At 48.8% G+C, this 16911-nt stretch carries 14 protein-coding genes and 2 pseudogenes; 12 read left to right on the top strand and 4 right to left on the bottom strand.

All coding sequences use genetic code 11. From position 1 onward, the window contains the following. Nucleotides 1-3: 3 nt before the first annotated feature. The 12 genes from secY to EFA69_RS01150 all read left to right on the top strand — a co-directional run bounded on the left by secY (nucleotide 4) and on the right by EFA69_RS01150 (nucleotide 8471). Entirely contained in the window at nucleotides 4-1329 is a 1326-nt protein-coding gene (secY, locus tag EFA69_RS01205; RefSeq protein ID WP_123131263.1) for a preprotein translocase subunit SecY, read from the top strand. A 2-nt stretch (nucleotides 1330-1331) separates the two neighbouring features. Further along, entirely contained in the window at nucleotides 1332-2096 is a 765-nt protein-coding gene (gene map / locus EFA69_RS01200; RefSeq protein ID WP_123131262.1) for a type I methionyl aminopeptidase, read from the top strand. 8 nt (nucleotides 2097-2104) lie between these two features. Continuing rightward, nucleotides 2105-2323: a translation initiation factor IF-1 gene (gene infA, locus EFA69_RS01195; protein WP_048919321.1), complete on the top strand. Its 219-nt coding sequence runs from the start codon at nucleotides 2105-2107 to the stop codon at nucleotides 2321-2323. 4 nt (nucleotides 2324-2327) lie between these two features. After that, the gene (gene ykgO / locus EFA69_RS01190; protein WP_071885446.1) at nucleotides 2328-2444 is read left to right on the top strand and encodes a type B 50S ribosomal protein L36; all 117 of its coding nucleotides are present in this window, start codon (nucleotides 2328-2330) and stop codon (nucleotides 2442-2444) included. Nucleotides 2445-2454: 10 nt separating this feature from the next. Continuing rightward, nucleotides 2455-2832 carry a 30S ribosomal protein S13 gene (gene rpsM, locus EFA69_RS01185; protein WP_123131261.1) on the top strand — a complete coding sequence of 126 codons (378 nt, stop codon included), beginning with the start codon at nucleotides 2455-2457 and terminating at the stop codon, nucleotides 2830-2832. 10 nt (nucleotides 2833-2842) lie between these two features. Then, nucleotides 2843-3235 (top strand): 30S ribosomal protein S11, encoded by a 393-nt coding sequence (rpsK, locus tag EFA69_RS01180; RefSeq protein ID WP_066832394.1) that lies wholly within the window; start codon nucleotides 2843-2845, stop codon nucleotides 3233-3235. A 20-nt stretch (nucleotides 3236-3255) separates the two neighbouring features. Beyond that, a complete protein-coding gene (gene rpsD, locus EFA69_RS01175; RefSeq protein WP_123131260.1) occupies nucleotides 3256-3861 on the top strand; it encodes a 30S ribosomal protein S4 in 606 nt (201 codons plus the stop codon). 38 nt (nucleotides 3862-3899) lie between these two features. Further along, the gene (locus EFA69_RS01170) at nucleotides 3900-4889 is read left to right on the top strand and encodes a DNA-directed RNA polymerase subunit alpha (RefSeq protein WP_123131259.1); all 990 of its coding nucleotides are present in this window, start codon (nucleotides 3900-3902) and stop codon (nucleotides 4887-4889) included. Nucleotides 4890-4956: 67 nt separating this feature from the next. Next, nucleotides 4957-5475, top strand: a complete 519-nt coding sequence (gene rplQ, locus EFA69_RS01165; RefSeq protein ID WP_123131258.1) for a 50S ribosomal protein L17 — start codon at nucleotides 4957-4959, stop codon at nucleotides 5473-5475. A gap of 79 nt (nucleotides 5476-5554) precedes the next feature. Beyond that, nucleotides 5555-6667 (top strand): glutamine-hydrolyzing carbamoyl-phosphate synthase small subunit, encoded by a 1113-nt coding sequence (carA, locus tag EFA69_RS01160; RefSeq protein ID WP_123131257.1) that lies wholly within the window; start codon nucleotides 5555-5557, stop codon nucleotides 6665-6667. A 20-nt stretch (nucleotides 6668-6687) separates the two neighbouring features. Further along, nucleotides 6688-7965, top strand: coding sequence for a phosphopyruvate hydratase (gene eno / locus EFA69_RS01155; protein WP_123131256.1), 1278 nt, complete (start codon nucleotides 6688-6690; stop codon nucleotides 7963-7965). Between the two features lie 176 nt (nucleotides 7966-8141). Continuing rightward, nucleotides 8142-8471: an FtsB family cell division protein gene (locus tag EFA69_RS01150; protein ID WP_123131255.1), complete on the top strand. Its 330-nt coding sequence runs from the start codon at nucleotides 8142-8144 to the stop codon at nucleotides 8469-8471. A gap of 108 nt (nucleotides 8472-8579) precedes the next feature. On the opposite strand, the gene hscA is transcribed toward EFA69_RS01150, so the two are convergent. The 4 genes and pseudogenes from hscA to EFA69_RS01130 all read right to left on the bottom strand — a co-directional run bounded on the left by hscA (nucleotide 8580) and on the right by EFA69_RS01130 (nucleotide 16766). Then, nucleotides 8580-10463, bottom strand: a complete 1884-nt coding sequence (gene hscA / locus EFA69_RS01145) for a Fe-S protein assembly chaperone HscA (protein WP_221175647.1) — start codon at nucleotides 10461-10463, stop codon at nucleotides 8580-8582. 306 nt (nucleotides 10464-10769) lie between these two features. Then, nucleotides 10770-12104, bottom strand: a pseudogene (locus EFA69_RS01140) (TldD/PmbA family protein). A gap of 171 nt (nucleotides 12105-12275) precedes the next feature. Continuing rightward, a pseudogene (locus EFA69_RS01135) lies at nucleotides 12276-13906 on the bottom strand (TldD/PmbA family protein). Nucleotides 13907-14333: 427 nt separating this feature from the next. Next, nucleotides 14334-16766: a zinc-dependent metalloprotease gene (locus EFA69_RS01130; RefSeq protein WP_123131254.1), complete on the bottom strand. Its 2433-nt coding sequence runs from the start codon at nucleotides 16764-16766 to the stop codon at nucleotides 14334-14336. Between the last annotated feature and the right edge of the window lie 145 nt (nucleotides 16767-16911).

Below are 16911 nucleotides of genomic sequence, written 5' to 3'. Positions count from 1 at the left end.
TAGATGAAGAAGCTGATAACTACGATCAAGAATATCTTTGCGATTGAAGATTTGCGAGTTAGAATCCTAAATACTTTAGGATTCATCGCTATCTTCAGACTAGGCTCCTATGTTGTATTGCCTGGTATCAATCCCAATCAACTAGGTGGTGATTCTCAAGGGATACTAGGTTTATTAGATGCCTTTTTGGGTGGAGCATTTAGCAATGCTTCCATTTTTGCATTAGGTATAATGCCTTATATCTCTGCTTCTATCGTTTTACAGCTTCTAACTATCGCAGTTCCCTACTTCCAGAAGTTGCAAAAAGAGGGAGAGTCTGGACGGAAGAAAATTAACCAGTATACTAGAGTTTTAACAATTGTCATTACTCTTGCTCAATCTGTTGGTTTCTTAGCTACAATCAATGCTGAGGCGATTGATCCTTCTGTAGCTGGCCCTCTTTTCACAATTTCTTCCATGATCATTTTAACTGCTGGGACAATGTTCTGTATGTGGTTAGGAGAGAAAATTACTGACAAGGGTATTGGAAACGGTATATCAATGCTGATCATGATTGGTATTGTTTCACGTTTACCAGGTGCCTTAGTTGGTGAGGCTCTAGCCCTTGGTCTTGGTAGAGCGTTAATTTTCATTATTGAATTGATTATTCTTTTCTTTGTTGTCATGAGTGTGGTAATGCTGACTCAAGCAATCAGAAGAATACCGGTTCAGTATGCTAAACAAGTAGGTGGTAGTGCTTCTTTACAAGCTGGTCAAAGACAATTTATTCCTCTTAAGGTAAATGCGGCAGGTGTAATGCCTATTATCTTTGCTCAGTCTCTTATGTTCTTGCCTGGAATGATAGCATCTTTCTGGAGGAATGAGAGTGATATTGCAAATCAAATTGGTAATGTCTTCTCTGACTATACCTCTTGGCAATACAATGTGTCCTTCGCTGTCCTAATTATTATCTTCACCTTCTTCTATACTGCCATTAGTGTGAATCCGAATCAAATCTCTGATGATTTGAAGAGGAGTGGTGGATTTATTCCTGGAGTGAAGCCTGGATTAGCCACTTCAGAATATATTGATGAAGTTCTAACTAGAATTACTCTACCTGGAGCATTATTCCTAGCTATTATTGCTATTCTTCCATCTATTGCCATGCTGTTTGGAATAACAAGAGAATTTGCCGCATTTTTTGGAGGAACGTCTCTTATTATCTTAGTTGGTGTAGTATTGGACACTTTGAACCAAGTTGAAAGTTATCTGTTGATGCGTCACTATGATGGCATGATGAAATCAGGTAATCTTCGTGGTCGTTCTAAAAGTATAGCAGTAGCTTCTTAATAATGATTGTATATAAGACCGAAGAAGAAATCGAGCTTATTAGATTAAGTGCTAACATCCTCAGTCAAGTGCATGGTGTTCTTGCCAAGCATGTAACTGAGGGTGTTACTACTTTAGAACTAGATGCTATTGCTGAAGAGTTTATCAATGATCACGGTGCCACTCCTTCTTTCAAAGGGTACAATGGGTTTAAGAATAGCTTATGTATAAGTCTTAATTCTGCTGTAGTTCATGGTATTCCTAATGCTTATCAGCTAAAGCCTGGAGATGTAGTATCTATTGACTGTGGTGTCTTTTATAAAGGTTACCATAGTGATAGTGCTTATACCCATGGTGTTGGTGAGGTTTCTCCAGAGGTTGCGTCTCTACTTCTCCATACAAAGGAGTCTTTATATAAAGGTATAGAGCAAGCGGTTGTAGGTTCTCGGATTGGTGACATAGGGTATGCTATTCAATCTCACGTTGAACAATATGGTTATGGTGTTGTTCGCGAGTTAGTTGGACACGGTCTTGGTAAAAGTTTACATGAAAGCCCAGAAGTTCCCAATTATGGGAAGCGTGGGCAGGGCATGAAGCTTCAGGATGGTTTAGTTTTAGCCATTGAACCAATGGTGAACTTAGGCTCCAGACATGTGGTTCAGGAAGAGGACGGTTGGACTATTCGTACAAGGGATAAGAAACCATCTGCCCATTTTGAACATACTGTTGTTGTTAGAAAGGGACAAGCGGAGATTTTAACTACTTTTGATTACATAGAAAAGCACTAAACTGATACATGGCTAAACAGTCTTCTATCGAACAAGACGGTACTATTATTGAGGCACTATCCAATGCAATGTTTAGGGTAGAGTTAGAAAATGGCCATCAAGTAATTGCTCATATCTCTGGGAAAATGCGGATGCACTACATCAAGATCCTTCCTGGTGACCGAGTAAAATTGGAAATGTCTCCTTACGACCTTAGTAAAGGCAGAATAGTTTACAGATACAAATAAACAGATGAAAGTAAAAGCGTCAGTTAAGAAGCGCAGTGAAGACTGCAAAGTGATCAGACGTAAAGGCAAGCTTTACGTGATCAACAAGAAGAATCCACGTTATAAACAAAGACAAGGTTAATTTTTAAAACATGGCTAGAATAGCAGGAGTTGATATTCCAGATAACAAAAGAGGCGAAATCGCTTTGACGTACATCTACGGTATTGGCCGTAAGTTGTCACAGTCTATTTTGGTGAAGGCTGGGGTGGATCTTGACAAGAAAGTAAAGGATTGGACCGAGGATGAAGCCGGTGAAATCCGTAACGTTATTGCTTCTGAGCACAAAGTAGAAGGTGTTCTTCGTTCTGAAGTGCAGTTACACATCAAACGTTTAATGGACATTGGTAGCTACCGTGGTTTACGTCACAGAAAAGGACTACCAGTTAGAGGTCAGAGAACTAAAAACAACTCTAGAACTCGTAAAGGCAAGCGTAAGACTGTTGCAAATAAGAAGAAGGCATCTAAATAATTAAACGACAATGGCTCAGAAAAGAAAAGATAAAGCCAAGAAGCGCGTGGTTGTTGTGGAGCCTGTTGGTCAGGTTCACATCAAAGCTTCTTTCAACAATATTATTATTTCCGTTACCAACATCAATGGTCAAGTTATCTCTTGGGCATCTGCTGGTAAAATGGGGTTCAAGGGGTCTAAGAAAAATACTCCTTATGCTGCTCAGATGGCCGCCGCAGATTGCGGTAAAGTAGCCTATGAAGCTGGTTTAAGAAAGGCTGAAGTGTTTGTGAAAGGCCCAGGTGCTGGACGTGAGTCAGCGATCCGGACAATGCAAAACGTTGGTATTGAAATCACTTCTATCAAAGATGTGACTCCTCTTCCTCATAATGGTTGCCGTCCTCCCAAACGCAGAAGAGTTTAAGGTATTATTTAGTATTAGACATGGCAAGATATACAGGCCCTAAGAGTAAAATCTCTAGAAGATATAACGAACCTATTTTTGGACCAAGCAAAGCTTTAGCAAAAAAAGCGTATGGTCCTGGTCAACATGGCCGAGGTCGTAGAAAGAAGCAATCTGAATATGCAATCCAGTTAATGGAGAAGCAGAAAGCTAAATACATTTATGGTGTGTTGGAGCGTCAGTTTGCTAACTTGTTTGACAAAGCAGCCCGTAAGACTGGTATCACAGGTGAAAATTTACTTGCCCTTTTGGAAGCAAGATTGGATAACACCGTTTTCCGTTTAGGCATTGCCCCAACAAGACGTGCTGCTCGTCAGTTAGTTCTTCACAAACACATTTTGGTTAATGGTGGTGTGGTAAACATTCCATCTTACACTTTGCGTCCTGGTGATGTAGTAAGTGTTCGTGAGAAATCTAAATCATTAGAAGCTATTACTACCAGCTTGTCTGCGCGTAATGCTCGTCAATTTACTTGGTTAGAATGGGATGGCGGCCAAATGGCTGGTAAATTCATCTCTAATCCACAGCGTGACCAAATCCCTGAGAAGATCCAGGAGCAGCTGATTGTCGAGCTTTACTCTAAGTAATCAGTTCTAACTTAAGTTTCAACCTTAAACCAGCAATCATGTCAATATTAGCCTTTCAAATGCCGGAGAAGGTCGTGATGGAGAAATCCGACGACTTTCATGGGCAGTTTGAATTTAAGCCGCTAGAAAAGGGCTATGGTGTTACCATTGGGAATGCGTTGAGAAGAATTCTTCTCTCCTCATTGGAGGGATATGCCATCTCTAGCATCCGTATTCCTAGTGTGCTCCATGAGTTCTCTACCATTGAAGGTGTGGTTGAAGATGTCTCTGAAATTATCCTGAACCTGAAAATGGTTCGTTTCAAGAAGATTGGTGACTTGGTTGATGATAAAATCACCGTTAGCATCAGCAAGCAAGATACCTTCACTGCCGGTGACATCAACAAATTCTCAGGTTCTTTCCAAGTTCTGAACCCTGACCTCGTTATCTGCAACGTAGATCCTGAGGCTTCTTTTGAAATTGAATTAACAATTCAGAAGGGTAGAGGTTATGTTCCTGCAGAGGAGAACAAACCGGCAGATCAAGTTTTTGGTCAAATAGCAATTGATGCTATTTTCACTCCAGTTAAAAACGTTAAGTATAGCGTTGAGAATACTCGGGTAGAGCAGAAAACTGACTATGAGCGTCTTTTGCTTGAAATTACTACGGATGGTTCCATCCATCCGGAAGATGCATTGAAAGGTGCTGCCAATATTCTGATCCAGCATTTCATGCTTTTCTCTGACAATACCATGACTTTTGAGACAGTGAAGCCTGAAGAGGAAGAAGCTGTAGACGAAGAAATGCTCCATATGAGAAAAGTGCTTAAGACTCCATTGCATGACATGGATCTTTCTGTGCGCGCATACAACTGCTTGAAAGCAGCTGATATCAGAACGCTCGGAGATCTGGTGCAATTAGATCTTTCAGACATGATGAAGTTCCGTAATTTCGGTAAGAAATCTTTAACAGAGTTGGAGAACCTTGTTTCTGATAAAGGGCTTACTTTTGGGATGGATATCTCTAAGTATAAATTAGAAGAAGATTAATCATCTACGGCATAATTCCCGATCCCGGTAGGTTGATCGACGGTATGCACGTGCACAATTCAAAATAATGAGACACGGTAAAAAAATTAACCACTTAGGAAGAACGGCCTCGCACCGTGCGGCTTTACTTTCTAACATGGCTTCATCCCTTATTCTACACAAGCGTTTAACCACTACGGTTGCCAAAGCAAAAGCGCTACGTAAATATGTTGAGCCTTTGTTAACCAAATCAAAGAACGACACTACTCATTCACGTCGTACAGTATTTTCTTACCTGCAGAACAAAGAGTCTGTTAAAGAGCTTTTTGATGGTGTAGCTTCTAAAATTGCTACGCGTCCAGGTGGATATACACGTATCATCAAAACTGGTACTCGTCTTGGCGACAACGCCGATATGTGTATCATTGAGTTGGTAGACTACAATGAGGATATGCTTAGCACAACCGGTACTGCCGCTGCTGCCAAGCCTAAAACAAGACGTCGGGCTTCTGGTAAGAAGAAAGATGCAGCAGATACTACTTCTGAAGCAGCAGCTCCTGCTACTGATGATGCTGCTCCTGCAACTGATACTCCAACTGCTGAATAACCATTATGCAGTAATAATTCTAAAGGGATACGATATTAATCGTATCCCTTTTTTATTTTTGCCTAATTAACAATTTAGAATGAAGCTTCATACAACAACTGATGCAGTACTGGTGCTGGAAGATGGTACCGTTTTTAGGGGCAAAAGCCTGGGTAAAATTGGCACTACGGGCGGCGAGGTATGCTTTAATACCGGTATGACCGGTTACCAAGAAATCTTTACAGATCCTTCTTACTATGGACAGATTGTAATTACCACTGTTTCTCACGTGGGCAATTACGGTGTTCAGCCAGAGGAGGTAGAGTCTTCTAACATCCAAATCAAAGGTTTGGTATGTAAAGAGTTCTCTCATCATTTCTCACGCAAAACGGCCGAAGGCTCTTTGCAGGAGTATTTTGAGAAAGCCGGTGTTGTTGGTATCTGCGAGATTGACACGCGCGAGCTTGTGAGATACGTGCGTGACAAGGGAGCAATGAACGCGATCATTTCTTCAGAAACTACAGATGTAGAAGAGCTGAAGAAACAATTGGCTGCCGTTCCTTCTATGGCAGGACTGGAACTCTCCTCTAAAGTTTCTACAGCCAGCCAGTATGACCTACCGGTGAGTGAGCCAAAGTTTAAGGTAGCGGTTCTTGATTTGGGCGTGAAACGCAATATCCTGAACAACCTTACCGTGCGTGGCTGTGAGTGCCGTGTGTTCCCATACGGAACTACGTTTGAAGAAATGGAAGCTTGGGGACCAGATGGATATTTCATCTCCAACGGTCCTGGTGATCCAGCCGTGACTACTGAGGCGGTTAGAAGCGTTGAACAGATCTTGTCTGTGGAGAAACCAATGTTCGGGATCTGCATGGGGCACCAGATACTAGCCCAGGCCAATGGCATTCCTACCTATAAGATGCACAATGGTCACCGCGGCTTGAATCACCCCGTGAAAAACCTGATCACTGGCCGTAGCGAGGTGACTTCCCAGAACCATGGTTTTGCGGTTGACGCTGAGGCTGTGAAGAATAACCCCAATGTGGAGATCACGCACATCAACCTGAATGATAATACCATAGAGGGGATCAGAATCAAGAATAAACCCGCTTTCTCTGTTCAGTACCACCCAGAATCTTCCCCAGGACCACATGACTCTGAATACCTGTTCGACCTATTTGTGGAAATGCTGGAAAAAGAAAAGAAATCATAATTCAAACTAGAAGGAAGTATATGAGCTTAATTGAAGACATCAAAGCCCGCCAGATTTTTGACTCACGCGGTAACCCTACTGTAGAAGTAGATGTAATCACCCAGAACGGTATTGTTGGTAGAGCGGCAGTTCCATCAGGAGCTTCTACCGGTAAGCACGAAGCTGTTGAGCTGCGTGACGACGACAAAAGCAAATACATGGGCAAAGGCGTGTTACAGGCGGTACAGAATGTAAACACAGTTATTGCTGATGAACTGGTTGGTTTCTCTGTGTTTGAGCAGAGCCTGCTAGATAAAATCATGATTGAGATTGACGGTACTCCTAACAAAGCCAAGTTGGGAGCCAACGCCATCTTAGGGGTTTCCTTGGCCGCTGCCAAAGCCGCTGCCAAAGAAGCCGGCCAGTCTTTGTACCGTTACGTGGGGGGCGTGAACGCCAACACCCTGCCGGTACCAATGATGAACATCTTGAACGGCGGTAGCCACGCAGACAACTCCATTGACTTCCAGGAGTTCATGGTAATGCCCGTAGGCGCTCCGTCTTTCTCTGAGGCGCTCCGGTGGGGTTCTGAGGTGTTCCATCACCTTAAAAACGTTCTGAAGAAGAAAGGCATGTCTACCAACGTAGGCGACGAAGGCGGCTTTGCGCCTAACATTGGCTCTAACCAAGAGGCCATTGAGGTGGTATTGCAAGCCATTGAGGCTGCCGGTTACCGTCCGGGTGAAGACTTCATGATCGCTATGGATGCCGCCGCTTCTGAGTTCTATGACGCCTCTACCGGCCACTACCACTTTAAGAAATCTACCGGTGATAAACTGACTTCTTCTGAAATGGTAGGTTTCTGGACCGAGTGGGCGAACAAATACCCCATCATCTCTATTGAAGACGGTATGGACGAGGACGACTGGACTGGTTGGAAACAACTGACAGATTCTATCGGCAATAAGACTCAGTTGGTTGGTGATGACTTGTTCGTGACCAACGTGACCCGTCTGCAGCAGGGGATTGACCAGCAGGTAGCCAACGCCATCCTCATCAAAGTAAACCAGATTGGTACGTTGACTGAGACCATCAACGCCATCAACCTGGGCCGCATCAACGGGTATAAGAGCATCATGAGCCACCGTTCAGGGGAGACCGAAGACAATACCATTGCTGACTTAGCGGTGGCGTTAAATACTGGTCAAATCAAAACTGGTTCGGCTTCGCGTTCTGACCGGATGGCTAAGTACAACCAATTGCTCCGCATTGAGGAGGAACTGGGCGAGGTAGCTTACTTCCCAGGAAGAAAAATGTAATGGAACCAGATTCTTTTGAATCTTTCATTCCTTCAGTTTAGGCTTTATTTGAGAAAAAGAGGCGCTAAACGGATAATTGAAAAGAAGTAGCCCCAGGTATACAGGAGCTGCTGAAAATCTTAGTAAATTCATGGCGGCAAGTGCAGACTTGCCGCCATTTTTATGTAGAGGTGTGTATGTTGGCTCGGGTACCTAAATTTTTCAGAAACTTCTATTTCCTTACCACGCTGCTGTTTCTGGTATGGATGTTCTTCTTTGACTCCAATGACTTCGTGACGCAGTTCCAGACCAGCCGAAAATTGGCCGTGCTGGAAGAGGAGCGTGACTACTATCTGGAGAAGATTGAGGAAGTGCAGAAAGACCGCAAGGAACTGATGAGTAACCCAGAATTGCTGGAGAAGTTTGCGCGGGAGAAGTATCTCATGAAGAAACCCACTGAGGACCTGTACATCATTGTAGAGAAAGACGAAGAAGAACTGGAGGCCGAACAGCCACCGCAGCAATAGTTCACAGAAAGACCATAAAAGCAGAAGGCGCTACTGTACAGTAGCGCCTTCTGCTTTTATGGATGTGCGTTTAGGGGCTCTTTTTCCAAAAAGAGCCCCTAAACAGCTTTACTCAATCTTCTTGCCGGTCATGGCTTTCTTGATGGAAATTTGCATCACGCGCTCCGCGAAAGGACTGGTCTGTTCTTCCAGCACATCCACGGCTTTCAGAATAGTGTCTTTGTCGCCGGTAGGTAACACCTCTTTCAGGTGCTGCACGTTTTGCCGGGTAAGGTTAATTTCCTCTGAGGTAAGGTGCTCGCCGTTCTTCTCCAGGAAGCGCTCCACCTGGTAGATCATCTGCTCGGCGGTGGTGCGGGCCTCAATGACCATGCGGGTAGAAACGTCTTCGCGGGCGTGGGTGATGGAGTCCATGAGCATCTGCTCTACCTGTTCATCGGTGAGGCCGTACTGCGGTTTCACCTCTACCTCCTGGCGCACGCCTGAGCGTAGTTCAATGGCTTCTACTTTCAAGATACCATCGGCGTTCAGGATAAAGTTCACGTCTACCTTAGGAAAACCAGCGGGCATGGCCGGAATGCCTTTCAGGTCAAACTCAGCCAGTTTTCGGTTTTCTTTCACCAGATCGCGCTCTCCTTGGTACACTGAGATTTTCATGTTCACCTGCCCGTCTACCGACGTAGTGTACTGCCGCCCGGCTTTGGTCGGGATCTTGGAGTTGCGCGGAATGATGGAATCCATCAAACCGCCCATAGTTTCAATGCCTAGCGTGAGCGGCGTTACGTCCAGCAACAGAATGTCTTTGCGGTTCCCGGCCAGCACATCGGCTTGGATGGCGGCACCCAGGGCCACCACCTCATCGGGGTTCAGAGAGTTGTTTGCAGGTTTCCCGAAGAAGTCGCTTACGGTTTGGTACACCAGCGGCACACGGGTAGAACCGCCCACCATAATCACAGTGTCAATCTGCTCAGGAGCCAGACCAGCGTCTTGCAGGGCCATGCGGCAGGAGGTCATGGTGCGGTCCACAATGGGCGTGATGAGTGTTTCAAAGGTGTGCTTGTCTAACTCTAACGTAACGCCGTTTAGTTCTGCGGTAAAGGTCTCCTGGCTGCTCAGGGCTTTCTTGGCTTCCTCGGCCTTGAGCCGAAGGGCTTGGGCCGTATTGGCATCCTGAGCGGCCAAATCAGCTACCAGGCGGTTGCCCAGGATCCAGTGCTCAATGATGGCTCTATCCATGTCATCGCCGCCCAGGTAGGTGTCGCCGTTGGTGGAGAGCACCTCAAAAATGCCCTGGTGGATCTTCAGGATGGAAATATCAAAAGTGCCGCCGCCCAGATCATACACGGCAATGGTTTTCTCCTCGGTGGGTTCTAGCCCGATGCCGTAGGCCAGAGAGGCCGCCGTAGGTTCGTTCACAATGCGCAGTACCTCCAGCCCGGCCAGTTTGCCGGCATCGCGCGTGGCCTGGCGCTGGGAGTCATTGAAGTAAGCGGGCACGGTGATGACGGCGCGGTTCACCGGAGTTTTGAGGGCGTGCTCGGCGCGGGCGCGGAGCTCTTTCAAAATCTCGGCAGAGAGCTCAATAGGCGAGTAGAAGCGGTCCTGCACCCGTATCTTCACCAGCCCTTCGGAGTTGTCGTCAATGATCTTGTAGCCGAAGAAATCTTTGTGCGCGCCCAGGTCTTGGTACGATTTGCCCAGGAGGCGCTTTACGGAGTAAATAGTGTTGGCAGGGTCAGTGATGAGGTAGTCTTTGGCGGCGTTTCCTACCACGGCCTCGCCATTCTCTCCGAAGTGTACCACAGACGGAACTATGGTCCCTAAACCTTGGTCGTTGATGGCGATGGCGGCCCGGTCTTCTGGGTGCATGTACGCCACCAAACTATTGGTAGTGCCTAAGTCAATGCCCACAATCACCTCTTCCTGTTGAATAGAGGCGGTGGTTAAGTTTATCGCAATTTTAGCCATGGGGTCAAATTTTAGGAGACGCATGAAAGCCTCTCGGCGCAAAAGTACAAAGAAATAGCCTGTGAACAGGTTTACGGTTTCTTCTTAGTAACTGATTGACTTGGCGCTATATAAAAAGCCCCGCTATACCTAGCGGGGCTTTTTATGAAACGAAAGTTTCTGTTTAGCGGCCGTTTTTGGAAAAAGAGGTCCTAAACAGGAAAAGCTGACTCTTCCCCTTGGCATAAGCGCCCGCTTACGCCAGAGAGAAGAGCCTCTGTAGAGATGAATTGCGTTTAGGGGCCCTTTTTCCAAAAACAGCCCCTAAACGCAACGGAAAGAGAGGCTTATTTACACCGCGTCTGACAAACTGCTGAAGGTGAAGTCTCTGATTTTGAGCGGTGGCAGCAGGTAGTTGTTGCTGGATTCGCCGCTCACGGTGCGTTCACTTTTGCCAATGGCTTCCAGGTTGTTGAGCATGATGATGGGGCTCTCGTTGAACCGGAAGTTCTTGACCGCGTGCTTGATCTTGCCGTTCTCAATGTAGAAAGTTCCATCGCGGGTGAGGCCGGTGAGCAGGAGCGTCTGCGGGTCTACGCTCCGGATGTACCACAGGCGCGTGACCAAGATGCCTTTCTGGGTGCCTTTGATCAGGTCTTCCAGGCTCTGCGTACCGCCCTGCATAATGGCTGTGTTAGGGAACGGAACCGGTGCTATCTTCTTCTGCTGTGCCCAGTACCTGGAGACCGGAATCTGTTTCACCACGCCTTTGTCTATCCAGGTGACTTTGTTCAGGGCCTGACCATCGCCCGCCCAGGGTGACGTGGGTAGCTCTGGGTGTGCCGGGTCTGAGTAGATGGTCACCCGCTCGTCCACCAATTTCTGCCCAATTTTGTTGCCACCGCCCGGTTTGCTCAGGAAGCTGCGGCCTTCATCTGCGGAGCGCGCATCCATCCCGTAGAACAGATTCTCCAGCATCACGGCCACGGCGGCAGGCTCCAGAATAACCGTGTATTTACCCGGCTCCAGAGCTTTGGCGTTGGCCGAGCCCGTGGCTTTGTTTACCGCAATGTTAGAGACTGAGGCGGTGTCTAGTTTGCTCACGTCATTGAACCCTCTGGAGACATACCCAGAACCGGTACCGTCTGGGGTGCGCACCGTCAAGGAGAAATCAACGCCCGTGTCTGTGTTATAGGCGAACAATCCTTTGCTGTTCATCATGGATTGGAACCCCACGTTGTCTTGCAGATAGCCCGCTGCGGTCATGCCTTTTGCTTTGGCAGCCGCAATACTCTGGGCCACCATTTCGGCGCGTTTGTCTGGCGTGATGGCCGCCGTAGTAGCCGAGTAAGGATTGGTGGTTATATATTTCTGCGGACCCAGCACGCCCATGTATTCAGGGTTCTATGGGGCTAGTTTAGCCAATTCTTCTGAGCGACGCACCACTTTCTCCAGAGAGGCATCGTCAAACTCATTAATGGTAGCCGTGCCCACCCGTTTCCCGAAGGAAGATTGCACCACCAGCGAGGTGGTATGCGACTCACCGGCCGTGGAAACTGAATTGCGCGCATAGCGCACGTTGCCCGCTTTGCCGCCGTTTAGGTTCGCCTCGCACTCATCGGCTTTGCTCAGGGCCATCACCTTCTTCAAGATGCCCTGGGCTTGGTCTTTACTTAATATTGCCATTGTTGTTAGTTAAGAGTTGAGAGTGAAGAGTTAAAAGTTGAGGAGAAAGTTGACATCTGTTTTGGGTCTGATTTCAGAAAAACAGGCTCTAAACGCACCTTCCAATTCCGCGGAGCGAAGAACAGGTGTGTCACCAACTCTTCACTCCTAACTTTTAACTCTTAACTATATCTAGATTTTCCGGCCTGTGTTGATCACGTTCACGCCGTTGAAACGGGTGGTGGCGGAGCCGTGCGAGACGGCGCTGCTCTGGGTGGGCTGGCCTTTGCCGTCGAAGAAGGAGCCGCCCAGGCGGTAGTCGCTCTCGTCGCAGACGGCGGCGCAGGAGTTCCAGAATTCCTGGGTATTGCTCTGGTAGGCTACGTCTTTGAGCGGCCCCACTATCTTGCCGTCTTTGATCTCATAGTACAGCTGCCCCCCAAACTGGAAGTTGTAACGTTGCTGGTCAATGGAGAAAGAACCATCGCCTATGATATAGATACCTTTCTCCACGTCTTTGATCATGTCATCTACGCTCAGTTTCTGTTTGCCCGGTGCCAGAGACACATTGGCCATGCGCTGGAACTGCACTGAGCTCCAGTTGTCGGCGTAGCAGCACCCGTGCGATTCTTTTTCCCCGATGATGTGGGCTTGGTCACGGGTGGCCTGGTAGTTTACCAACGTTCCGTCTTTCACCAAGTCCCACTGTTTGGTTTTCACGCCTTCATCGTCATACCCCACCGCACCCAGAGAACCGGGCTGGGTTTTGTCGGCGAACAGGGTTACTTTGTCGCTGCCGTATTTGAAGTTCTTGGTTTTCCATTTGTCCAGGGTGGCGAAGGAAGTTCCGGCAAAGTTGGCCTCATAGCCCAGCACGCGGTCCAGCTCCAGCGGGTGCCCCACGCTTTCATGGATGGTGAGCCAGAGGTGCGAAGGGTCCAGCACCAAATCATACTTGCCCGCCAGCACGCTCTTGGCCGTGAGCTTCTCTTTGGCCTGTTTGGCGGCGGCGGCGGCGTCTTCCACCATGTCATAATACTTGCCGTAGCGGGTGGTAATGCCTTTGTACTTGCCCTCGGGGCGGGCGCTTAGGTATTCAAAGCCCATGCCTACCGGCGAACTCAAGGATTGCCGGGTCTCAAACTTACCGGTTTTCTGGTCAATGGCAGTTGCGTTCAGCACTGGACAGATGCGGTGCACGTCTTGGTCAATGTAGGAACCGTCTGAAGACGCGAAGTATTTTTGCTCGTTCACCAGAAACAGCGCGGAGTTCACGTAATTGGCCCCGTTCTGCATGGCGGCGGCGTTAGCCCCAGCAGGATGTCTACTTTCTCTTTCAAGGGCACCTCAAAGGCGTTGCGCTCAATAGGTGTTTTCCAATTTACCTCGCCGTAGCCCCGTTGCGGAGCCAGTTGTACCGGCTCAGACTGCAACTTAGAGTTGGCTTTGGCAATGGCCACCGCCAGTTCGGCGGCTTTGGCGGCTCCGGCAGGCGTGACCTCATCAATAGCCGAAAAGCCCCAGATACCGTTCACCAACACCCGTACGCCCAACCCATACGACTCGGTATTGACCGTGTTCTCCACTTTGTCTTCCCGCGTGATGAGGTACTGGTTCAGGTAGCGGCCAATGCGGACATCGGTGTAGGTGGCGCCTCTTGATTTGGCGGCGTTGAGGGCGGCATCGGCTATCTGCTTTTTGAAAGCCACGTCAATGGGTTCCAGAACGGCCTCCGGAGCAATGTCATGGCCCCAGACGGGAATAGGAAGCATAAGCGCCCCTAAGCCTAAGCCGGAAAGATGGAGAAAGTCACGTCTTTTCAAAGTATAAAGGGTTAAGAGTTAGTTTATTAAATATAAGGGTTTGGCTTGCATTCCCAAATTGGGTATAAGGTTTTTCTATATTGATGGGGGTTCAATGGTAGGTTATGTCACGCATTCCGTCCCCCTTCAAAGGGGGTAGGGGGATGATTACTCTGGCAGGCCAAGGCATTCCCGAGAAGAATGTTAGGGCAATCCCTCGTGGTTGCCCTAATAGGCATTTCTTTCTAATGCTGTGTAGCAAAAGCTTTTAGTTCTTCAAACGGCTTTGTCATCCCCTACTCCCTTTAAAGGGGGACGGAATGCGTGCAAAACGGAAATCTTAAGCAGAATTATTTGTGGAGAGACGGTTAGCTGTAGCCATAAAGAAAACCCCACTTCTGCCGGAGGTGGGGTTTTTGCCTGATTTCAGAAAAAGAGCCGCTAAACGCTATTGGCAACCCAGTATCTCTACTGAGCCGATGGGTGCCCCCGGCGGCAGGTCTTTGTGCAACTGTGGTTTGGCGGCGGCAGGTTGTTTTAATCTTTCCAGCGCGAGTAACGCGTTGGCTTTCATGGCGTCATCAGAAGCTTTGGAAAGTTTTTTCAGTTGCTTCTCCAGTTCCTGCAGTTTCAAGGTGGCAATGCCACGCACGGAATATGCCGCGTTTTCATTCTGAGACAAAGCCAGAAGGTGCGTTAACACCAGTTGCTGCGTGAGGAGCTGCGTTTGTCCTTTCAGACCGTTCTGGGTCTTTGCTTTCCAGGTTTGTTCCAGGATCTGGTCCAGCACTTCTTCTAAGCCTAATCTGCTGCCCCGGGCTTTCAATTCTACCAAACGGGCGGCGCGTTCTGGGTGGAACAGGAAGGACAAGGTAAAATCTGCGGAGGCTTCGGCGGCGGCCAACGGATCAAAGGTGAGCCCGGTGCGTTTGTCAAACAATTCCCGCGTAGGCGACCAACCGGCGGGCCTTGGCGGGATGAGCGCAATGATGTTCTCAGGAAGCGCCAGCACCTCTGGCTGCAACGTGGCAAGCAGAGCGTCTAAAGCTTTCTGTTGTTCGGCGGCAGGGACTTTTTCGGTGACTAGCTGTCCATCTCCGCGCGAGGCGTAAGTGTAGTTCAGGCCGCCTACCACTTTGGCGGTGGCTTCTACCTGGTAGCGGTGGTAGTTATAGATAGGCACCAGCACGTCTTCCAACATCGCCATGGGCGTACCTTGCTTAATGTTGTTCACGCCAAATTGCGCTAGTGCTTTTTCCCGGATCGCCAGTACCTGACGCAACTCATCGGCGGCGTTGACCCCGTTGTCCCAGAGGTGGGCCTGCGGATGGGCTCCACCGGGAGAGCGGGCGTCACGGTCAGAGATGAATTGGAGGCCTCTTCTGTGGCCTTCGCGGAGCAGTTGGTCCAGGGCCTGTGTTTCATCCGTGCCCTTGGGGAAGTCTTGGTACCCATAGGCTACGGCCAGTTTGTCCCACTCGCCCATGCCCACGGCGTAGGCATCAGCCAAATCAATCTTTCCGTCTGGGGTGAGTCTTACGGTAGGGTGGGGGTAATCCATAACCGAGGCGCGGTTGCTCACGCTGGCGGCGTAGTTGTGCATAATGCCCAGCGTGTGCCCCAGCTCGTGCGCCGACAGTTGTCGCAGACGCGCCAAGGCCATCCGCATCATCTCGGGGTTGGCGGGTTTGCCTTCCTCATAGGGCGCTAACAAACCTTCGGCAATTAAATAATCCTGGCGTACCCTGAGGGAACCCAGACTTACGTGCCCTTTCAGGATTTCACCGGTGCGCGGGTCTGTCACGGAGGCGCCGTAAGACCAGCCTCTGGTGCTGCGGTGCACCCATTGAATGACATTGTAACGCACATCCATGGGGTCAGCATCAACGGGCAGGATTTCTACTTTGAACGCATCTTTGTACCCGGCGGCTTCAAAGGCCTGTGCCCACCAGCGGGCTCCGTCCAGCAAAGCACTTCTGATGGGTTCTGGGGCGGCATGATCCACGTAATAGACAATGGGCTCCACGGCTTCAGACACAGCCGCACCGGGGTTCTTCTTCTGCAGGCGGTGCCGCGCAATGAATCGCTTTACTATAGACTGGTTAATGGGGGTGCTGAAGTCCATGTACTCAATCCCGAAATACCCGGCCCGCGGGTCCATGGCTCGGGGCGTGTAGTTGCGGTCGGGCAGTTGAATGAAAGAATGGTGCTGGCGCAGCGTCAGGGCTTCTGTGGAAGGAGCCACCTCCCGCACGAAGTTGCCGGCGTCATCTCCGCCCACAAAGGTGAGGGTGGCTTCAAACTCGGTGTTCTGCGGAAAGTTCTTGGTGCGCGGCAGGTAGAAGGCAGAGCGGGAGGCATCCAATCTATAAGAGCCCTGGCGTGATCGCCGAATGCTGCCCACTACATCATGCGCATCCCGTAGCAGAAAGTCAGTGGCATCCACTAGTACTCGGTTCCCTTCTGAGGCTTCTACCTTAAAGCCCCACAGCGTGGACTGCGCGAACGACTGGGCCACGGCCTGTTCCTCGGCGGGGTTGCCGTTCATGGCGCGGTAGCTTTGGTTAGGTTCTATGAGCAGCACCTTGGGCCCTACTTTCTGGAAAGACACCACGTGCGTGCCGCCCAACTGCCCTCTGTCCAACCCAATATCATTGGAGCCCAGCCCTGCCGGTAGCGAGGAGACATATAGAAAGGGCGTGTCCAACTTGTCTATCTCCAGAAAGATTTTGCCCGTGGCCTCGTCCCAATAAAAAGGGAAGAAGCCCGCGAATTTCTGTAGGCTCGCCGTTTTGGCGGCAAAACCGGCAGGTTTGTTCTGTGCGTGAAGAGAGGTAAACGCCAGCCAAAGCAGGCAAAGGAGCGTAAGCGTTTTTCGCATGATTTCAGAAAAGGAGGTTCTAAACGGAATCAGCGAATAAGGTAGGCATTTTCAAACATAGGGACAAGGCTATGTTTTTGGGGATTGAAATAAGGAAACAGTATTTGTATTACGTTGTTATAGGCATATTACTATCAGTACTTAT

Source organism: Rufibacter immobilis (assembly GCF_003721565.1).
In the GTDB taxonomy this organism is placed as follows: Bacteria; Bacteroidota; Bacteroidia; order Cytophagales; family Hymenobacteraceae; genus Nibribacter; species Nibribacter immobilis.
Note: the sequence above shows the minus strand (reverse complement) of the source record. Positions and strands in the feature narration are given on the sequence as shown.

Excerpts from the sequence above, each read along its gene's own strand:
- secY (WP_123131263.1), top strand. The coding sequence starts at position 4 with ATGAAGAAGCTGATAACTACGATCAAGAATATCTTTGCGATTGAAGAT.
- map (WP_123131262.1), top strand. The coding sequence starts at position 1,332 with ATGATTGTATATAAGACCGAAGAAGAAATCGAGCTTATTAGATTAAGT.
- infA (WP_048919321.1), top strand. The coding sequence starts at position 2,105 with ATGGCTAAACAGTCTTCTATCGAACAAGACGGTACTATTATTGAGGCA.
- ykgO (WP_071885446.1), top strand. The coding sequence starts at position 2,328 with ATGAAAGTAAAAGCGTCAGTTAAGAAGCGCAGTGAAGACTGCAAAGTG.
- rpsM (WP_123131261.1), top strand. The coding sequence starts at position 2,455 with ATGGCTAGAATAGCAGGAGTTGATATTCCAGATAACAAAAGAGGCGAA.
- rpsK (WP_066832394.1), top strand. The coding sequence starts at position 2,843 with ATGGCTCAGAAAAGAAAAGATAAAGCCAAGAAGCGCGTGGTTGTTGTG.
- rpsD (WP_123131260.1), top strand. The coding sequence starts at position 3,256 with ATGGCAAGATATACAGGCCCTAAGAGTAAAATCTCTAGAAGATATAAC.
- EFA69_RS01170 (WP_123131259.1), top strand. The coding sequence starts at position 3,900 with ATGTCAATATTAGCCTTTCAAATGCCGGAGAAGGTCGTGATGGAGAAA.
- rplQ (WP_123131258.1), top strand. The coding sequence starts at position 4,957 with ATGAGACACGGTAAAAAAATTAACCACTTAGGAAGAACGGCCTCGCAC.
- carA (WP_123131257.1), top strand. The coding sequence starts at position 5,555 with ATGAAGCTTCATACAACAACTGATGCAGTACTGGTGCTGGAAGATGGT.
- eno (WP_123131256.1), top strand. The coding sequence starts at position 6,688 with ATGAGCTTAATTGAAGACATCAAAGCCCGCCAGATTTTTGACTCACGC.
- EFA69_RS01150 (WP_123131255.1), top strand. The coding sequence starts at position 8,142 with ATGTTGGCTCGGGTACCTAAATTTTTCAGAAACTTCTATTTCCTTACC.
- hscA (WP_221175647.1), bottom strand. The coding sequence starts at position 10,463 with ATGCGTCTCCTAAAATTTGACCCCATGGCTAAAATTGCGATAAACTTA.
- EFA69_RS01130 (WP_123131254.1), bottom strand. The coding sequence starts at position 16,766 with ATGCGAAAAACGCTTACGCTCCTTTGCCTGCTTTGGCTGGCGTTTACC.